The 17,470-nt window shown below is 48.7% G+C and carries 17 protein-coding genes; 1 reads left to right on the top strand and 16 read right to left on the bottom strand.

Annotated elements, in window-relative coordinates; translation table 11 throughout:
* Positions 1 to 10: 10 nt before the first annotated feature.
* Positions 11 to 964, top strand: coding sequence for a MoxR family ATPase (locus IPL32_10480; protein ID MBK8466245.1), 954 nt, complete (start codon positions 11 to 13; stop codon positions 962 to 964).
* An 11-nt stretch (positions 965 to 975) separates the two neighbouring features.
* Here IPL32_10480 and IPL32_10485 read toward each other — a convergent pair whose 3' ends face one another.
* From IPL32_10485 to IPL32_10560, 16 genes are all read right to left on the bottom strand, one after another.
* The gene (locus IPL32_10485) at positions 976 to 2,457 is read right to left on the bottom strand and encodes a protein kinase (GenBank protein MBK8466246.1); all 1,482 of its coding nucleotides are present in this window, start codon (positions 2,455 to 2,457) and stop codon (positions 976 to 978) included.
* A gap of 137 nt (positions 2,458 to 2,594) precedes the next feature.
* Positions 2,595 to 2,912 (bottom strand): ATP synthase F0 subunit C, encoded by a 318-nt coding sequence (locus tag IPL32_10490; protein ID MBK8466247.1) that lies wholly within the window; start codon positions 2,910 to 2,912, stop codon positions 2,595 to 2,597.
* A 234-nt stretch (positions 2,913 to 3,146) separates the two neighbouring features.
* Positions 3,147 to 4,037 (bottom strand): F0F1 ATP synthase subunit A, encoded by an 891-nt coding sequence (gene atpB / locus IPL32_10495; protein MBK8466248.1) that lies wholly within the window; start codon positions 4,035 to 4,037, stop codon positions 3,147 to 3,149.
* A gap of 15 nt (positions 4,038 to 4,052) precedes the next feature.
* On the bottom strand, positions 4,053 to 4,460 hold the full coding sequence (locus IPL32_10500; protein ID MBK8466249.1) for an ATP synthase subunit I: 408 nt from the start codon (positions 4,458 to 4,460) through the stop codon (positions 4,053 to 4,055).
* A gap of 635 nt (positions 4,461 to 5,095) precedes the next feature.
* Positions 5,096 to 5,554, bottom strand: a complete 459-nt coding sequence (locus tag IPL32_10505; GenBank protein ID MBK8466250.1) for an AtpZ/AtpI family protein — start codon at positions 5,552 to 5,554, stop codon at positions 5,096 to 5,098.
* An 18-nt stretch (positions 5,555 to 5,572) separates the two neighbouring features.
* Entirely contained in the window at positions 5,573 to 6,790 is a 1,218-nt protein-coding gene (locus IPL32_10510) for a glycosyltransferase (GenBank protein MBK8466251.1), read from the bottom strand.
* A 17-nt stretch (positions 6,791 to 6,807) separates the two neighbouring features.
* On the bottom strand, positions 6,808 to 8,175 hold the full coding sequence (locus IPL32_10515) for a 3-deoxy-D-manno-octulosonic acid transferase (protein ID MBK8466252.1): 1,368 nt from the start codon (positions 8,173 to 8,175) through the stop codon (positions 6,808 to 6,810).
* Between the two features lie 74 nt (positions 8,176 to 8,249).
* The gene (gene efp, locus IPL32_10520) at positions 8,250 to 8,813 is read right to left on the bottom strand and encodes an elongation factor P (protein ID MBK8466253.1); all 564 of its coding nucleotides are present in this window, start codon (positions 8,811 to 8,813) and stop codon (positions 8,250 to 8,252) included.
* Positions 8,814 to 9,002: 189 nt separating this feature from the next.
* Entirely contained in the window at positions 9,003 to 9,521 is a 519-nt protein-coding gene (locus IPL32_10525; GenBank protein MBK8466254.1) for a tetratricopeptide repeat protein, read from the bottom strand.
* A gap of 5 nt (positions 9,522 to 9,526) precedes the next feature.
* Positions 9,527 to 11,482 (bottom strand): hypothetical protein, encoded by a 1,956-nt coding sequence (locus IPL32_10530; GenBank protein MBK8466255.1) that lies wholly within the window; start codon positions 11,480 to 11,482, stop codon positions 9,527 to 9,529.
* Positions 11,483 to 11,485: 3 nt separating this feature from the next.
* Positions 11,486 to 12,157, bottom strand: coding sequence for a carbonate dehydratase (can, locus tag IPL32_10535; GenBank protein MBK8466256.1), 672 nt, complete (start codon positions 12,155 to 12,157; stop codon positions 11,486 to 11,488).
* 22 nt (positions 12,158 to 12,179) lie between these two features.
* Positions 12,180 to 12,383, bottom strand: coding sequence for a hypothetical protein (locus IPL32_10540; protein ID MBK8466257.1), 204 nt, complete (start codon positions 12,381 to 12,383; stop codon positions 12,180 to 12,182).
* On the bottom strand, positions 12,380 to 13,399 hold the full coding sequence (locus IPL32_10545) for a DUF4349 domain-containing protein (protein ID MBK8466258.1): 1,020 nt from the start codon (positions 13,397 to 13,399) through the stop codon (positions 12,380 to 12,382). Before IPL32_10545 ends, IPL32_10540 begins: the two co-directional genes overlap by 4 nt.
* A 57-nt stretch (positions 13,400 to 13,456) precedes the next feature.
* The gene (locus IPL32_10550; GenBank protein MBK8466259.1) at positions 13,457 to 14,083 is read right to left on the bottom strand and encodes a DUF4126 domain-containing protein; all 627 of its coding nucleotides are present in this window, start codon (positions 14,081 to 14,083) and stop codon (positions 13,457 to 13,459) included.
* Positions 14,084 to 14,530: 447 nt separating this feature from the next.
* Entirely contained in the window at positions 14,531 to 15,880 is a 1,350-nt protein-coding gene (locus IPL32_10555; protein MBK8466260.1) for a sigma-54-dependent Fis family transcriptional regulator, read from the bottom strand.
* Positions 15,881 to 15,918: 38 nt separating this feature from the next.
* Positions 15,919 to 17,448 (bottom strand): HAMP domain-containing protein, encoded by a 1,530-nt coding sequence (locus IPL32_10560; protein MBK8466261.1) that lies wholly within the window; start codon positions 17,446 to 17,448, stop codon positions 15,919 to 15,921.
* Positions 17,449 to 17,470: the final 22 nt, after the last annotated feature.

Consider the following 17,470-nt stretch of genomic DNA (forward strand, 5'->3'; position numbering starts at 1 on the left):
CGAATAATAAATGCTAAATCACACACCTTCTACCGTTGCACATATTTTGAATGAGCTTCGCAAGACCATTGTCGGTCAAGACGAGGTAATTGAGCAGATCCTCGTTGCGATATTGGCCGAAGGCCACGCTTTGATCGAGGGAGTTCCTGGAACGGCTAAAACGCTGACTGTTAAGACACTCGCCAAGATCATCGGAGCCCAATTCTCACGCATCCAATTTACGCCTGACCTGATGCCTTCGGATATTACGGGCACCAACGTTTTTAATATGCAGACGTCGCAGTTCAATATGCGTCACGGGCCGATCTTTACCGACATCTTGCTGGCTGATGAGATCAACCGCACGCCGCCAAAAACGCAGGCCGCTTTGCTCGAAGCGATGGAAGAACGGCAGGCGACAATCGACGGCGAGCGTTATCAGTTATCGCCGCTTTTTACAGTTTTGGCGACTGAGAATCCGATAGAGTACGAGGGAACTTATCCGCTGCCCGAGGCTCAGCTTGATCGTTTTTTGATGAAGATATTGATCGACTATCCGCAAGCTGTAGATGAAGAGGAGATAGTCGCTCGATGGGATGCCGGATTTAACTCGCGGCATCTGGAACAGGTGCATATCGAGCCGCTGCCGGATGCCGCTGCGATACAACATTGCCGCATGGAGGTTCGCGGGATGCGGATGGAACCAGGCGTCCAAAAATATATCGTGGAGATCGTGCGAAAGACGCGAACGCATCCTACAATTCTTTACGGAGCGAGTCCGCGTGCATCCGTCGCTCTGCTTCTTTGTTCAAAAGCCCTTGCCGCGATTCGGGGCCGCGATTTTCCAACGCCGGACGACATTCGCGATGTTGCCACACCGGTTTTACGTCATCGGCTTGCACTTCGAGCCGAGGCGGAACTCGATGGAGCAACTACCGACGCTGTGATCTCGGATATTCTAAAAACTGTTGAAGTTCCTAGATAACAAATTCCTATTTACTGAGTTTTCGGCTTGCTGTTTTTAGCCGGCTTTTCGACAGAGGCACCTTTGTCTTTATTTGGTTGACCGGTCAAGGGCTTGTCTGTTTTGGGCGGCGTTGCCAGCGGTTTTGGTGTCGTGACAGGTGCTGGTGTCGGCTGAACAGTAGTGTTAGCAGTTTGAGTCTTTGGTGTGGGTGAAGGCTTAACGGCTGTGCTTGTATTTGCCGGAACGGGAACAAGTATCACGCCGCCATCTTGTGGCATGAACTGGCTGCCATTTGGGTCGACAGTGTAATACTGGCCGCCGGGCGGAATGTATTGAGCCGGCGGGGCACCGATCGGCGGAGCTCCGCCGTTTGCCCATGCATTATATCCATCGCCGCCCGGAAGCGAATCCATCGGCAAAGCCGAATTGGAACTTTGAACTGCCATTATCTCGGCGTCCGTCATTGCAGGTAACTTCGCAAGACTTTCTTCCTGTGCACCAGTTGCCGGGCCAATGGGCTGAACCGGTAAACTTCCAACATCCGCTTGTAGCTGCACGGTTGGATCGGTCTTTTTGATCGAGGTTGCGTATATCAAAGCGCCAGCGAGAAGCGAGATGCCTATTAAAGCTATGAAGGCTGTTTGCCAGATGTTTCTTGTTGGTGCGGCAGCGGCTTTTTGCGGAACGGAGATGCCGCCGGAAACAAGTTCCAGGTCCTCGGCAAAGGCACGCATTGATTGATAACGTTTTTCAGGATCAATGGCGATCGCACTAAGGATCATCGGTTCGAGGTCGGGCGGCAGATCGCTGCGAAACGACGACAACGGTGCAGGCGGTTCGGAATCGTGTTTGAGTTTTAATTCATTTGTTGTCTTGCCTGCGAATGGAACAACGCCGGCGAGCATTTTGTAAATGATGACACCGAGCGAATAGATATCCGAACGTGCGTCGCCTTTGTTTGTGTCGGCATATTGTTCCGGCGATAGATATTCGATATCTGTGTTGGAATTCCAACCGACGGGTTGTATTCCAAAATCCAACACTTTTACTGATTCGTTCTCACCACTTGTCGCCAAGAATATTTTTTCCGGGGTCAAGGCTCCGTGGCGCAGATTCTTGCTGTGAGCAGATGCAATGCCGGACGCGGCTTGTTTTGCGATGTTCAAGGCTTGGGATATCGACAGTTGATCGTCTCTCTCAACAAGACTAGTTACAGTTTCACCGTCTGCGGCTTCATAAACGGTGTAGCTTACCCCGCGAGTATCTGTGCCAAAATCGGTGACGTTGAGAATGTTTTGATTTGCAGCTTGTGAGAGTGTTTTTGCCTCGGCCAGAAACCGTTCGACAAATCGTTTATCGACGGCAAGTGCGGGCGCGAGTATCTTCACCGTCACGGGCTTGTCCATCATGACATGCCAGCCTCGATAAAGAACGCCGAGATCGCTGTCGCGCAGGATCGATTCGATCCTGTACTTCTCGGCTATAATTTTCCCTTCAAATTCGTCGATCATCTATATTTAGAACGTTTGCAACGCTGTCAGGTTGCAACTAAAAGAATAAGTCTAATCAACCGTTCATTTCAATAACAAATAAAAGCGGACGAGACTTTTTGGAGGTCTCGTCCGCGATATAAATCTGACACTTTTGATTAAAGCTTGACGAAAACGATGAGCAGGGCAAAGAGCACCAGTGACTCGATAAGTGCGAGTGCGATGATCATAAGCGTCTGAACCGTTCCTGCTGCTCCGGGATTGCGTGCAGCACCTTCAGCAGCACGCGAACCAACGAGGCCCTGGCCGATACCTGCCAAACCGGCTGCGAGGCCGAAACCGATGCCGCCGCCGATTGCTTTTGCAGCAAGTACCGACGATTCGTTATCAGCGGCTCCGCCAGCCTGAGCAAATGTTGAAATTGCTAACAAGGCAATTGCCATGGTCGCAAAAAATACAAATTTTAAGTTTTTCATTTTTATCTCCTTTTTTGTTAAATAGGAAGACTTGTTTTCTCTCGCTCTGTTGACTTGCTGGCAATTTTTGCCGGGTATTATTTCGCCTCACTTCCGGTATGCCGCGGATTTTATACTCCCAAAGAGTCCGCGTCTCCTGCGTGCGGGCATAGTTGCTATATCGCAAGTTTTCAAATCGACGTGAATGTCAGTCTTCATCCAAAGAGAGCCGCTAAGGCGGACACTCTAAACTTTTTATGCGTGAGCCACAGCCGCTTCGCCGTGATGCTCATCGCCGTGATCATCATGCGGTGCGTGTGAGACTTCGCCGATATAGATCATCGAAAGAAGTGTGAACACGAACGCCTGAACAAATGCCACAAATACGCCTAACAACGTCAGAATGAGCGGCACTATGAAATGTGTGAACGGCGGTGCCAGATTTGTGATCTGTAAAAACACCTGCTCGTCCGAGAACATATTTGCAAACAGACGAACACCGAGCGTGAACGGCCTGATCGAATTACTGATGATCTCGATAAAGAAGATCAGCATCGTGATAGGTATCATCAGGAGCGGAAGTTTTGGCCCGGCAAAATGCTTGATGTGGCCAAAAAGCCCGTTCTCGGAAATGCCGATATAGTTGTAATAAACAAAGGACGAAACACCGAGGGCGTAAGTCACGTTTACCGAAGCGGTCGGCGACATAAAGAGCGGAAACTGGCCCATCAGATTGGATACAAGTATTAATGTTCCAAATGTCGCTACGACCGGAAAATGCCGCGCACCATGATGGCCTATGATGCTGCCGATCATGTCTTTGATAGCGAGATAACCGGCCTCAAGCGTTAGCTGTCCGGGCTTCGGGTCGTCCTCGGAAAGTTTGCCCTTGAGCAGTTTGACGACGATGACCGTGATGATACATGCAATGACAAACATTATCGTGTACCACGGGATCGCATTTTCAACAGTGTATTCAGCCCCGAAAACCTTCTCCGGTGTTGTGCCGAAATTGGCAAAAAACTTCGTCCAAAGCGGCTTTGTGTATGCCACTTGAAAACGATGTACCGGTTCACCAAGGTAGTGGTTTACAAACTCTACAATGAGCGGCATATGATGTCCGCCGCCTTCTGAAAATAAGAACATGTCTTAAGATCCTTCTTAAAAAGTACTCGAAATAATATTTTTCAATCCCTGTATAACAACCGCTAAAGCAAATGCCGAAAGTCCCAATATGACCGCCGCGACCGGAATGATGCCGGTCATATAGATCAGCAGCAGAACCGCTCCTAATGCGACGTAACGCAAGATGTACTTTGCGGCGAGCAGGCCGGTCGATGCCATTTCCGCATTCACGAACATCGCCCGAGTCGAGCTCTCAAGCCAGAAATAATTGACAAATGAAAGTATTCCGCCAAAAACAACACCTGAGCCGAAAGCCTTGCCGCCGAAAATAAATCCGGCGATCGTACTCGCTAAAACGACCACACCCATCACGATCAATATACCGCGATGCGAGATCGTCTGTGTGCTTTTATCAGTTGTCAAAGGATGTATATCCTCGCTCATCCGCGAATCCTAAATTTTACAAAGAAACGCAGTAAAACTCAAAGGCCACAGCAAAATGATGGTGTCTTTCCGACATATTTCTTTCTTTGCGGCCCTTACGGTTATGCGGGATCTATTTCCCGCCAAGCCGCAAAGGCCGCAAAGAGAGACAGGCCAACCGAACATCGTAAACCTTCGTGCAAAGTTTGGTCGATTTTGATCGTCAATCTCCCAATAAAATTTCTTCAAAATTGTGCCTATGTCACAAAATGTCACAAAATGCGATTAAAAATCATGCCGTTTTTGCCTGTAAATATCGGGTAATAATGAGCTTATATGTTTCATAGGGATTTTAGCGTTGTCCGGCGTGTCCGGTCTTGTCCGGTGCCGTTACCGGACAAGGTAAATGTTGTTATCATTATGGTTACGGCCGCATTTTTGCCTTGTCCGGCGAATTTTACAAAAAAAATTAGCTTTTTCTTTTTCCTTCATTTTGAATGCAGAAAGAATAGCATAATTTGCATCGATTGTCAAGAGTTTTATTCATGCAACGTAATGCGGATGCACGCACATTGGTGAAGGCGGACATTAACATGCTCCGTCCCGGTATATTCTAGATGCGTGTTTCGCCCTTACTAACGTGCGGGCTTCTGCAACTAATCCTCGTCGCGCGGCATGAGGGGCTGGATTGACGACTTATTACTTTTGGGGTTGATAATTTGGGAAGAGATCCTAAAAAACTGGATAAATCCGAGGATCGAGCCGATCACTATGCCGACGACGATGCCCCAAGGTTTGCTTTGAAAAAGCAGGTCTGCTCCCCAACCGATAAAGAGCATGAACACTATCGAACTGAAAAATACGATGCCGGCAGACCAGGCGAGGCCTCCGCGGCGAACGTTTTCGTCGGTTGAGTCGGGCTGATAAGGAACATATTCAACGGACTCTTCCCATTGTTTTTCAGTGGCTGTCTCTTGCCACGGATCGCCCCAAGCCGAGTTTTGCGGCTCATTTTGTGACCAGTAATCGACTGCCTCGACGGGCTGTTGGAAATTTGCCCGCTTAACTTCTTCCTGTTTTTCGTCGTCGTCCCAGTCGAAAATGTTGTTTCCCATTTAACTCTTGCTCCAAGGTCAATCCGTAATAATGACAGTTTCAGTGGGCGATTTCAATTCGTAAGTGATGCCGCGCCATTTGAGGCGGCGTGACCTCCAGGCAGCAAACGAATTGTAGAAGAAAAGCGCAGGCGTGAGCAGCCACAGCGTGTTTTGTGTCCAAAATTGATGCGAAAGTTCAGTTTTGTATTGGGTCAAGACGAGTTTCACAGCTTTTAATCGAAGCCAGGCTTTTCCGGTGCTGAATATCGAGACCAAAACGAGGGTCGCTATTGCGGCAAACACAGGAAGATCGTTTGTCGGGCTAAAGATGACGATCAAAAACGCCAAGATCATTACGATATTAAAGAGGCCTGAGCCAACAAAAGAAAGCAGCCAAAGATTGGGAGCATAAACACGCGTTATCTTCATTTGCCGCGTTGTGAATTCGAGCAACTCGCTAAATGAACAGTCTTCGACCGATGCTGTCAGGGCTTGCGGAACAAAAACTATTTTTAGATCTGCCTCGTTAACGGCGCGTGTGACGGCAAAATCATCGGAAAGCGTGCCGCGCCATTTGTCGCGAATTTCGATCTTCTCAAAAACGTCACGCCGCATTGCCATCGAACCGCCCCAGCAGAAATTTGTTTTCGTGTTCGGGCCGAGAGCAGATGCGATAGAAGCGTTCCAAGCTGACCGCATTTCAGATGCGAATGACGGTTTGTCAGAAATGAACCAGCGATAGCCACTCGCAGCCCCAACGGTTTTATCTTGCAATGGAGCAACCAGAGAATTCAGCCAATACTTTGACGGCCGCGCGTCTGAATCGACAAATACGAATGCTTCTGACCTGTCATCCGCATGCAATAGAGCTTCGCGCAGATTCTCGACTTTTTGACTGGCAGCCACTGCTTTGTCGGCGACTACCAATTGAGTGTACGGCACACTCCCAACCGGTCGTGTTTCTGCCCTTGCGGCTTTGCGGGAAACTTCCTCAATGATAGGAACAGCCGCATCATTTCTATCATCGACCACAAAGAGTATTTCGTATTCGGGATAGTCCTGTTCGAAAAGGGCGAGCAAATTATCTTTCAGGCCATCGTCTAGGCCGCGACACGGCGCAACAACTGTCACAAAAGGTGTGAAATTTGACGCGGCTTTTGCGAGTTCGGACCTGAAAAATCTCAGATATTCCAAACCGCCGCGAAAGGACCTGAAACTAAGCAAGATCAGAATGCCCGCGAAAAAATAGAACAAGAAGATCATGAGAGTGACTAGCCGTAATGTTTTTTTCTTACGATGTTTTTGTCGAGAACGGGCTGAAGATATTCAATTGTTTTCTCCACAGCACCGCGGCCGGATTCCATCGCGTTCAACGCATTGAAGCCAAGTTCGTGCCTTTTATCGGCATTGTTAAGTAGATCGATAAATACCTCGTAAAGTCGCTCAACAACTTGAAAATCCTGTGGGGCATCAGGTAGCTGAACCAAGGCGCGTTTTTCTATAAATGAATTTACTGCTGTATCGAAATTGTGAGTGAAAGGCCCGGTGACGATGGCTTTGCCTGCAGCAGCAGGCTCAAAAATACTATGGCCGCCATGTTTTATCAGGCTGCCTCCGACAAAAACTAGATCGGCAAGAGGATAAACGGAGCGAAGTTCACCGATACTGTCTAGCAAGACAACATCTGCGGCCTTATCTGTTTCCGATTGTGCGCGGGATCGTTTCACAAAACTGTAAGACTGCCATTCGCACCCAGTATTTTTTCGAAAGTCTTCGATCAGCGCCGCAACCTTATCAAAACGTTCAGGATGTCTGGGAGCTAGCAATAGGCGTGGCTTAGGACGCGGCCCATCATTTGCCGACGAACAAAAAGCATCAAGTATCCATTTTTCTTCCGGTTCATGAGTACTCGCGGCAACGATAAAAGGACGACTGTCATCGCCGCCGCAAAAACGACTCCTAAAATAATTCGTCAGATCGATTTCTGCCGCTTCAGTGAAATGGTCAAATTTGAGATTTCCAGTGACGCGGACCTTGCTCGCTCTAATGCCGAGCGACATCAGTCGCGTGGCGTCGCCGTTCTCCTGCATCAACGCCAGATCGAGATAGCCGAGTATGCGTTTAATAAACTGCCTTATCTTGGCGTAACGTGTCAGCGAACGCTCGGAAAGTCTTCCGTTAACGATGGCAAGACGAGCGCCGGCGTGATATGACTCGCGAATAAAATTTGGCCAGATCTCGGTCTCCATTAGAAGAACTACTGACGGTTTTATGCGATGCAGCGTTCGTCGAACGGTAAATTTCCAGTCGAAAGGGAAATAGAAAACGAGGTCTGCAACGTCGGCAAACACAGTTTTAGCAAGTTTTTGTCCGGTGCGCGTTGTAGTAGAGACGACAAGAGAAATTTCCGGGAATGTTTCTTTTAATTTTATTGCCAGCGGGCGTGCTGCGTTGGTTTCGCCGACAGAAACGCAGTGAAGCCATACGACTCTTTTACCTTTTTCATCGAACGCCGGCAAGTAGCCTAGACGCTGTTTGAATCCGGCTGCGTACTTTCCATTGAACAGAGCATCGAACAGGAATCGCGGCAGCAGCACGATAAAGGCGAGAGTGTAAACGATGCTGTAGATAAGAAACATCAAGAGTTATCTGAGTTCGCCGAGTTCGGCGAGTTTCTGACCTGCAACTCGGAAAACTCAGTCAACTCGCACAACTATTTCACCCGTTCCATGTACCGGCCTTCGGTCGGATTCACCTTGATCTTTTCGCCTTCGACTATGAACGGCGGAACTGATACGGTCACGCCGTTTTCGAGCGTGGCGGGTTTGTTCGAGTTTGAGGCTGTCGCACCTTTCATAGGCGGATCGGTCCGCGTTACAGTAAGTTCCATCGTGGCAGGAAGTGCTACGCCGATGGGCGTGCCATTGTAAAATTCGACCTCGATATTCAGATTCGGCATCAGCCATTGGGCCGCATCGCCGAGTTCATCCTCCGTCAGCGAGACCTGCTCATAGTTTTCCGAATTCATAAAATGGTGATGCGAGCCATCGGAATAAAGATAATCCATCTTGTGCTGTTCGAGAACGACCTTATCAAGTGTGTCGTTGGATCGAAAGCGGTACTCGAACGAATTGCCGGTGAGCAGATTTCTCAATCGTGCCTGCACCATCGCCCGCAAATTGCCCGGCGTGTGATGATGAAAATCCATAACCCGCACAGGTGAACCCTCGTGCACAATAACCATTCCTTTTCTTATATCGTTTGCTGAAATTGCCATAAAAACTGTGAATACTCCAAATTATTAAATGCCCTGCAATAAAGGCAAAGGGGTAAGTTTAGATTCTAAACCATCGATTTGTCTAGCGAACGCTTCAACCAGAGGCAGAAACACGACCGGTAGGGAGTGTGCGTTAAGATGGGCATTATGCAATCTTGAGCACCCTCGCTACCGCTTGGGTTTCCGCCCTTACTTCTTGCCTTTTTCGAACGGAAGCGGCGGCGGCTCTTCGCCTTCTTTCGGGTATCCGCGATTGATCGACTCGTAGATCATGATGATCTTGTCGATCCACTCTTTAGCATCTGTGTTTGATGGATCGTATTTCAACGCTTTGCGATAATCGCCAAGAGCTGAAGCGTATTGCCGTGCTTTGGTCAATGCCTCAGCCCGATTAAAATAGGCCGCGGCAACAGCTTTTTTTGCCTCGGCATCAGACGGTTTTTTCCCCAGAGCGACTTCGGCTGAGGCGATAGCGGAGTTAAATTCCTTAGTGTCGATAGGGTCGCCGCTCTGAGTCCATTTCGATTTCTCACCTGTCGGTGCGTCATTCTTCTGGGGCTGATTCTCTAAGGAATGAGCGATCGCGGTCTGCGGCTTTTCCTTATTTGAAGTGGCCGCCGCAGTGTTTGTGTTTTGCGGCAGGGGCTTTCCGGCATTGTCACAGCCAAACGAGGTCAATAAAAGAAGCGTTATAATAGTAAATTTCATTGCGGTCATTTCTTGTCGATATAGGGTCTTGCCTGAACGATGTAAATTTGTCCCTTCATTATACCCCATTCGATATCCTGTTCCTTCCTACCGCCGAAAATAGTGCGGATGCGAATAGCAGCTTTTGCCAATGCTCGTGTTTGCAGATCGGTGAGCACTCGTTTATTTGTGCCGGCGCAGTTATCGACAGTTTCCTTAAGATCGCCGTTCTCATCGAACGTTAGAGCATTTTGCTGCTGCGACAGAGTCATCACGATCACCGAATTAGATCTCGGGTTGAAAAGCACTTGTTCGGGTATGCCTTCGTTGTTAGGGATCTTGGAATTATGACCGCAAACCGCGCTGATATAGACAGAATTTTTGCTGCGGTCATCAAATGGGTCTTTTGTGATCATCACACCGCCGCGGTCCATATTGACGCCAGTTTGAATGAGGGCGGACATATAAACGTCCGACTGGCTGACGTAATTGCGAACTCGTGCTTCGTAAGCATCAAAATTCCAAAGCGACGCCCAGACTTTTTTAACGGCATCAATGAGTTTGTCTTCGCTGACAACGTTGGCAACGCTTGAATACAATCCCGCGCCGCTGAAATTTGGTAGGTCTTCGCTATTTGATGAGCTGCGGACGAATACAGGCATGCTGCCAAGCTGGGTTTTCCATTTGGCGATCAACTGTTTTTTCAGGTCTTCATCGAACTTGCCGTTTTGGATCGCAGCACGAAATTGTTCAAGCTTTTGACGCCGAATGCGCGGGTTGTGGACGAAATCATTGTTGTCAGTGAAGTCGTCGATCGTTTTGGCGAAGTTGTTGTCCTTCATAAATTTGTCGTACCAGTAAAACGGCACTGCAAATCCATCGGGAATTGCTACACCTGCGACTTTGGTATTCATCATCTCACCAAGATTTGCGGATTTTGATCCGTAAGCGATGCTGTTCTTTTTGCGCATTTCACGAATGCCGGCCAGCTTTGTCGTTTTCAGATCGACAGGCGGAATTTGTTCGTCTGGCGAATTGAATTTTGTTTTAATATCCTCCGGAGATGCTCGGTCGAGTTTGTAATCGGTGAGGTTGGCTTCGAGTTTAAACACATATGTGTTGTATTCACGAAATAGCTTGTCTGCGTCCTTGATGTAAACGTTCGGAATGTTCCAGCCGCGAGCAAGAATGTTAATGTGCGACAGCGGCGTCGAAGGCTGGGCGACGATGATGCCGCGAACCGGCGGCAGGCTCAGCGGCAGTTCGCGCAGCACGAGAATTTCGTTGTCGCCGATCTCGACGGTATCGTCAAGTTTGTCAATGATATGCAAACGGCCGACAGCCGTTCCGGTGTTTAGAGCGAGATAAACCTGATTTCGATTGAGTTCGTCTTGCAGTATGCGGTCGATGCCGATATTTGCCGATACATCTTCCTGACGGATCGAATTGGGTTTGAAAAAGGCCTTTTGAAAAAAGGTTTTGTTGATGACTTCGTTGGCGGTCTTGATATGCTCGGCGGTCGCAAGGTCGCCTTCCCAAAGTTCCCAAGTGAACTTGTCGACCGTTTTTTGCAATGCGACAGTTCCGACAATAAACCGTCGATCCTGTTCTATGTAAATAGGTTTGAAGACATCGGCACCACGCGGAACGAGGTAGGTCGAGAGCAGAAAATCTTTGTGAAAGCGATACTTTTGCGAATTGAGATAGTAGATCTTGTTATTGCTGCGACGGTCGATGACGAACATCGTGTGCGGCATCGCGTACGGTGTGCCCTGATGGTAAACACGCGCGATCGAATCGAAATCGGCTTGCGACGCGACACGCGGCAGCGAATTCTTTTTTGAATCCGGCCTTTTGTCCATTACGCCTGCAGGCTCGCGTGTCGGCGACGGCTTGCGCGACATCTGAGCAAGTCCCGAGATCGCGAAAAACAGGACAAAAATGAAAACAGTTAAAGCACGGATGGATCTGAGGGAAGGCATAAGCTAATTTGATGCAGGGATCGAGCCCTTGCGTTTGTCGCTGAAAAGAAAGCGTTCTCGCAGGCCGGACAATTCATCAGCAGTTTTAATAGTGATCTCGAGATCGCGGATCATGCCATCTTTGAGGCCGTAGATCCATCCATGAATTTCAAGCTGCTGGCCTTGACTCCAAGCGTCCTGCACGATGGTTGTTTCTCCCACATTCAGCACTTGTTCCGCCACGTTGAGTTGGCAAAGCATGTCGAGTCTTGCGTCAGGTTCGGCGATCCCGTCGAGAAGATGCGAATGAAGATTTGCAGTGTCCTGTATGTGCCGGAGCCAGTTGTCGATCAGGCCATGACGCTGATTTTCGAGTGCTGCTTTCACGCCGCCGCAGCCGTAGTGGCCGCAAACGATAATGTGCTCGACCTGCAAAACCTCGACGGCAAATTGGATGACCGAGAGGCAGTTCATATCGGTGTGATTTACCAGATTGGCAACGTTTCGATGCACGAATATCTCGCCCGGCAGTAGCCCGACGATCGTATTAGCCGCAACACGGCTGTCCGAACAGCCGATCCAGAGATAATCAGGGTTTTGCTGGGCTGCAAGGTCGGCGAAAAAATTCGGTTTTTCCTTTCGGACACTTTCCGACCAATTGCGATTATTTTCGAGGAGATCAGTGATCTTTTTCACGTTACTATCTTAGCCTTGAGGCTTATTTATTCAAAACTTCTTCGCTGCTTTCAGCCGCATTTTGCCTAAGCCGTGCCTTTGACTGAAAGCGCACACTCATAAAAAAACTGCACGCCGCAAGAACGACACTGACAAAAACGCCGTCTTTATTTTCCATATACAAAAAATAGGCGGCGATGCAGACAAGTATCACCGCCAGTATTTGAAATATTCGTTCCGTCTTCATGCCGCGTTTAACTCTTCTTTAGCCAGTTCGATTATGGTTCTCGAACGGCTGCGTCGCTTCCAAAAGTATCGCACGATGAGCATAATCGGTAAACCGATAAAGACAGCGAACGGAGCTATTGCGACAAAAAAGGTCAGAAGTCCGAGCACAAAATCCAATGCGAAATCGAGGCCGACACCAAACGATTGGCTAAGGCGGGCGCCGAATCCTTTTGACGAAGTTGAGAAGACAGCCTCGGGAGTTTGCAGTTTGATCTTGATGGTTGAAAGGCTGGATTGATTTTCGAGAAAGCGTTTGCGGCCTTCGATCTTTTCGATCTCTCCTCGAACCTCGGCAAGCTGGCTTTGAACCATCAATGCCTCGTTGATGCTAACCGCTCGTTTCATTATCTCGGTAAATTGCAACTCCAAGGCTTTCTTGGCTTTCAGCCTGGCCTCAATGTCGATAAATTCTTCGGTAACGTCATCGCCTTTGACCGTTTCGAAGATGACCTTCTCGGACGCTGAGCGAATCTGATCGAGTGTGTCGGCAAATTTCTGCGACGGCACGCGGACGCTCATCGTTACAATGTCGCGTTTTGTAGCACGAGTATCGCTGCTCGTTGGCTGCGATTCGACGACAAAACCGCCGTTTGCCTCCGCAATGGAAGTTATCCTTCGCTGTGTCTCCTCCGGCGATTGCGATTCGAGGCTGAGGTCGGCGTTACGGATTATCCTTCGGGCGGTCGGCGAAGTTTCCGTAAAAGCAGTTCGGGCCTGGCTCAGAGAAGTATCGTCAATTACTTGTTTGACGGCTTGGCCCACGGAAATAGGTTTTGAGGCGATGGCGGAACTATTGAAACTTGCACCGGCATTTCTCTGGTCCTGCACAACTAGTGAAGCTTCGTCTGTTGTTGCATTCTCAAATGTTGAGGCTGCGGCAGGTTTGTTTGCGGTAAGGCTTGCAGTTGTTTCGCCGCAGCCAAAAGCGGACAAAGAAACAAGCAATATAAAGGTTAGTAATTCGGTCTTTCTCATTTTTCGTTCTCCTTAAGGGGTGAATTTGCAAAATATGCAAAAGGAGAACGATTGAGGTCAGCCAGCCTTGCGTGCTACGTCGGCAAAACTTTCACCACGGAAAAATGCACCTATTGCCGCGAAGAGCCGTTTGATGGCACGAAAGACTTTTGGGAAAAACCACACGAAGACGATCAGAAATATGCCGAGCACCGACGCGATTATAAATGGAGCGAATACGGCCAAAAATGTGCCGATAAATGCAATGGCGTCTTCGACAAGTGAGAGAACCCAATTAGAAACTGGCTCGGGCGAAAGATTTGCGCCGATGCGCAAGGCCGATTTCGTTCCATGTGATGACAACGCGAGTCCGCCGCCGACCAATGCGGCCGGGATGGTAATGCTCGAATCCAGTTGAGCGGTCGCAGCATAAGCAACGACGGCACCGGCAGGAACACGAATAAAGGTATGCACAACGTCCCAAACGCTATCGACGTAAGGGATCTTATCGGCAAAAAACTCAACCAGATAAAGCCCGCCCGCAACGCCGATTATCCACCAGTTATCAAGGGCATCAAGCCCGCCGGGAAGTTTGGTCGCTCCAAATTTTTGCAGCAGGCCTAGTACTGTAACCGTCGCGTAGAGATTAATTCCTGACGTCCACGCGGAACCGAGTGCCAGACTTAATGTTGAGAACCATTCCATCTTACATCCACCTCGTTTCTAATTTTGTACTCTGTTCAAACCGAGTGGCCCACTCTTGGACTGTTGCATGGGTACCACGTCGCGCCAAATATAATGAAACCAGTAGAACGGCATTGCCCACGGGCCGAAAATGCACAGAAGAACGAGCCACGTTGTTCGCATTCCTGTCATCTCCAGATGTGGATTACGGGTCGCGTGGATTATAAATATTACTATGATTGCCGTGCAATAAGCAGTAAATAACAGACCTACGAGATTCATGATAGCGAACGGACCCTCAAAATACTCGGGGCCAACGTTCGCCGGAGCATTATAAACTAGGTAAATAAAAACCACTAAGAACAGAGCGGCACCCACAAATTGAGAAACGATTGCCAAACCGAGAAGGGTTTTATGAGATGTTTTCATTATCCTAAGAGTATTTCGACAAACGCCCCTTTGATATTTTTATGACTCGTCGCTTTCCTCAGTTCCGTCACCATCCTTTTTGAAGCCGAACTTTTCCAGCCGATATTGGAGCGTCCTGAATGTTAATCCTAACAGTTTTGCTGACTTCGTAATATTGTTGTCTGTTCGGTCCATTGCCTGCATGATGAGGCTTCGTTCGACTTCCTCGAAATTGACGCCTTCAGGTGGGAGTTTGAAAAGGTCGCCTGACGCTGCCGAAGTCATTTGCGTCATTTCGGGCGGTAGGTCTTCGAGAGTTACGGTGTCGTTTTCGCAGAGCAGGATCGCACGTTCCAGCGCCGATTCGAGTTGGCGGACGTTGCCGGGATAAGAATAGTCTTCCAATAAACGGCGGGCATCAGTCGCGATCGTGATCTTGCGGTCGGTGTTGCGAGTGTGCTTTTTGACAAAATACTCGATCAGGACGGGAACGTCGCTGCGACGTTCGCGAAGTGCAGGCAACTCGATCGAGAGCACGTTCAAACGATAGTAAAGATCTTCGCGAAAACGCTTTTCTTCAACCATGTGAGTTAGATCACGGTTCGTTGCCGCTACCACGCGAACGTCAACGTCGATGTCGCGAATACCGCCGACTCGGCGAATTTGTTTTTCCTGCAACGCTCGCAAAATTTTTGCCTGGAGGGAAATGTCCAACTCGCCTATTTCATCCAAAAAAAGCGTTCCGTTATGTGCTATCTCAAACAGCCCTTTTTTATCAGCGACCGCACCTGTGAACGAACCCTTCTCGTGGCCGAAAAGCTCGGATTCAAGAAGGTTTTCGTTTATCGCGGCGCAGTTTACGGCTTGAAACGCCTCGCTCGAACGGAGGCTGTTTGTGTGGATTGAACGAGCGATCAATTCCTTTCCGGTACCGCTTTCGCCTCGAATCAAAACAGTTGAACTGGATTTTGCGATCTTTAGGATGAGTTTTTTGACCTTGTCCATCTCGGGCGACACCGAGATGATCTCGGCGTCTAGCGTTGTTAGTTTGTTCAACGCACGCGAGACGGTGTCGAGTAGTTTTTCACTGTCGTACGGTTTTTGCAGGTACTCGAACGCACCCAAGCGCATCGCATCAACTGCTGAATCGACCGAACCATGTGCCGTTAGCAAAATGACAATGATCGACTTATCAAAATCGGTAAGTTCCTTAAGCAAGTCAAGCCCGCTCATGCCCGTCATTTTCAGATCGGTTAGCACGAGGTCGAAATGCCGATCAGCAACGAATTTCATCGCTGCCTCGCCGGACGAAGCGGTCGTTACGTCATAACCTTCACCCGAAAGGATCGTTTCTAATATTTCGCGTTGGTTTTTCTCGTCATCAACGACGAGGATGCTCTTTCTTGCCATAAATTTTTCACCACAAAGGCACAAAGAACACCAAGAAATTACTTTGTGTCCTTAGTGTCTTTGTGGTTAATTTCATCCACCTTTGGTAATTTTACCGTAAACTTCGTCCCTTCGCCTGTCTTTGATTCGACTGAAATCGATCCGTTATGGATATCGACGATCTTATGCACGATCGCGAGGCCGAGGCCGGTGCCGGTTTCTTTGGTTGAGAAGTACGGTTCGAATATTTTTGAGATATTTTCCGGTGAAATGCCGCGAGCGTTGTCTGCAACTTCAAAATTGACAAGGTTGCCTGCTTCGTCGGGGTAGATCTTGATATTTATGCGTCCTCCGGCGTTTTCCATTGCTTGCAGAGCATTGATGAATAAGTTGTTAAAAACTGATCGCAGAAATTCAGGATCGCCCATCACCTGCGGAACATTTTCGTGCTCGACGACACTGATCCGGACATTTTCCTCTGCTGCTTGGGCTTCGACTATTCGGAGCGAATCCTCGATCACTTTTCTCGCATCGATGGGCCTCAATTCTGCTTTTGCAGGTCGAGAATAATTTAGAAAATCGGAAATCTGCTGATTTATCCGTGCGACCTCGGCCTTAAGTTGCGAGGTCAGTTTTTCAAATGCAACGCGCTTTTCCTCGTCCGCAGGAGCGAACTTTGATCGCAAGTGGTCAAGCGTTAAATTTATGTAGTTCAACGGATTGCGGATCTCGTGAGCGATGGCGGAACCGAGCCTTCCGACGACGGCGCTTTTTTCAGCTTGCTGTAACTTAATTTCCAGATCGCGTTTCTTTTCGAGCTCGGCGGTCATTTCATTAAACCGCGAAGCGAGCCTTCCCATCTCGTCATTTCTATCAGCATCGGCAACACGGACACACAGGTCACCGTCAGCAACCTTGCGTGCTGCGTCGGCAAGATTTGCAATTGGCTGAGCAAAACGCCAGACAAGCAAAAACGTGATAAGTGACGAAACAAACAGAACTCCGAGTGTATAGATCAACGGCCGGGCCGCACGCCAGATCGCTTCGCTCTTATCGTTTTTTAACAACACCATCACATACCAACGGCCTTTGCTGGTTTCGATCGGAATAGCGTGTGCTTCATCGGTTAGATTCTTACTGTTTTCGGTTCTTGCGTTGGGAAAATTCTTGAGGTCGTCGCCCAGGCGAGAGCTTTCCATCAACGGCGGCAAACAGGTGAGGTCGCTGAGTTGTTTTGAAACGACATTGTTGTTTTCGTCATAGGACGGCAGATTATCAGGATTCAGACTGTCGGTAACCTGCCAATTGCTGTCAATGATGATAATGTCCTTGATCCGTTCTTTTGTTGCCTGGTCAAAATAGGTCTGGTCGGTCTCATCGACCAGATCCTGAACGCGCAAGTCGGTTAACGGAATGCTTGTAACTCCCAGCGTGATTCCGGCAACGAGAGCTTGCGCCTGAGCCTCGCGAAGTTCGTCGTTCTCCTTTTGAGTGAGAAGGTTCAGATAATACTGCACGCCGATCGTCGCCATCAGCATTATCAAAAGTATAAGCAGCAATCTGCCTCGAAATGTATTGAAGAACTTCATCGCTTCAGAAAAACAAAAGTAA

The organism is Chloracidobacterium sp. (assembly GCA_016711345.1).
GTDB lineage: Bacteria > Acidobacteriota > Blastocatellia > Pyrinomonadales > Pyrinomonadaceae > OLB17.

What these genes read in the sequence shown, in the direction of transcription:
- IPL32_10500 (MBK8466249.1), bottom strand. Translation starts at nt 4,460, where the DNA reads ATGAGCGAGGATATACATCCTTTGACAACTGATAAAAGCACACAGACG.
- IPL32_10515 (MBK8466252.1), bottom strand. Translation starts at nt 8,175, where the DNA reads ATGTTTCTTATCTACAGCATCGTTTACACTCTCGCCTTTATCGTGCTG.
- efp (MBK8466253.1), bottom strand. Translation starts at nt 8,813, where the DNA reads ATGGCAATTTCAGCAAACGATATAAGAAAAGGAATGGTTATTGTGCAC.
- IPL32_10525 (MBK8466254.1), bottom strand. Translation starts at nt 9,521, where the DNA reads ATGAAATTTACTATTATAACGCTTCTTTTATTGACCTCGTTTGGCTGT.
- IPL32_10490 (MBK8466247.1), bottom strand. Translation starts at nt 2,912, where the DNA reads ATGAAAAACTTAAAATTTGTATTTTTTGCGACCATGGCAATTGCCTTG.
- IPL32_10540 (MBK8466257.1), bottom strand. Translation starts at nt 12,383, where the DNA reads ATGAAGACGGAACGAATATTTCAAATACTGGCGGTGATACTTGTCTGC.
- IPL32_10560 (MBK8466261.1), bottom strand. Translation starts at nt 17,448, where the DNA reads ATGAAGTTCTTCAATACATTTCGAGGCAGATTGCTGCTTATACTTTTG.
- atpB (MBK8466248.1), bottom strand. Translation starts at nt 4,037, where the DNA reads ATGTTCTTATTTTCAGAAGGCGGCGGACATCATATGCCGCTCATTGTA.
- IPL32_10480 (MBK8466245.1), top strand. Translation starts at nt 11, where the DNA reads ATGCTAAATCACACACCTTCTACCGTTGCACATATTTTGAATGAGCTT.
- IPL32_10485 (MBK8466246.1), bottom strand. Translation starts at nt 2,457, where the DNA reads ATGATCGACGAATTTGAAGGGAAAATTATAGCCGAGAAGTACAGGATC.
- IPL32_10550 (MBK8466259.1), bottom strand. Translation starts at nt 14,083, where the DNA reads ATGGAATGGTTCTCAACATTAAGTCTGGCACTCGGTTCCGCGTGGACG.
- IPL32_10545 (MBK8466258.1), bottom strand. Translation starts at nt 13,399, where the DNA reads ATGAGAAAGACCGAATTACTAACCTTTATATTGCTTGTTTCTTTGTCC.
- IPL32_10530 (MBK8466255.1), bottom strand. Translation starts at nt 11,482, where the DNA reads ATGCCTTCCCTCAGATCCATCCGTGCTTTAACTGTTTTCATTTTTGTC.
- IPL32_10505 (MBK8466250.1), bottom strand. Translation starts at nt 5,554, where the DNA reads ATGGGAAACAACATTTTCGACTGGGACGACGACGAAAAACAGGAAGAA.
- IPL32_10555 (MBK8466260.1), bottom strand. Translation starts at nt 15,880, where the DNA reads ATGGCAAGAAAGAGCATCCTCGTCGTTGATGACGAGAAAAACCAACGC.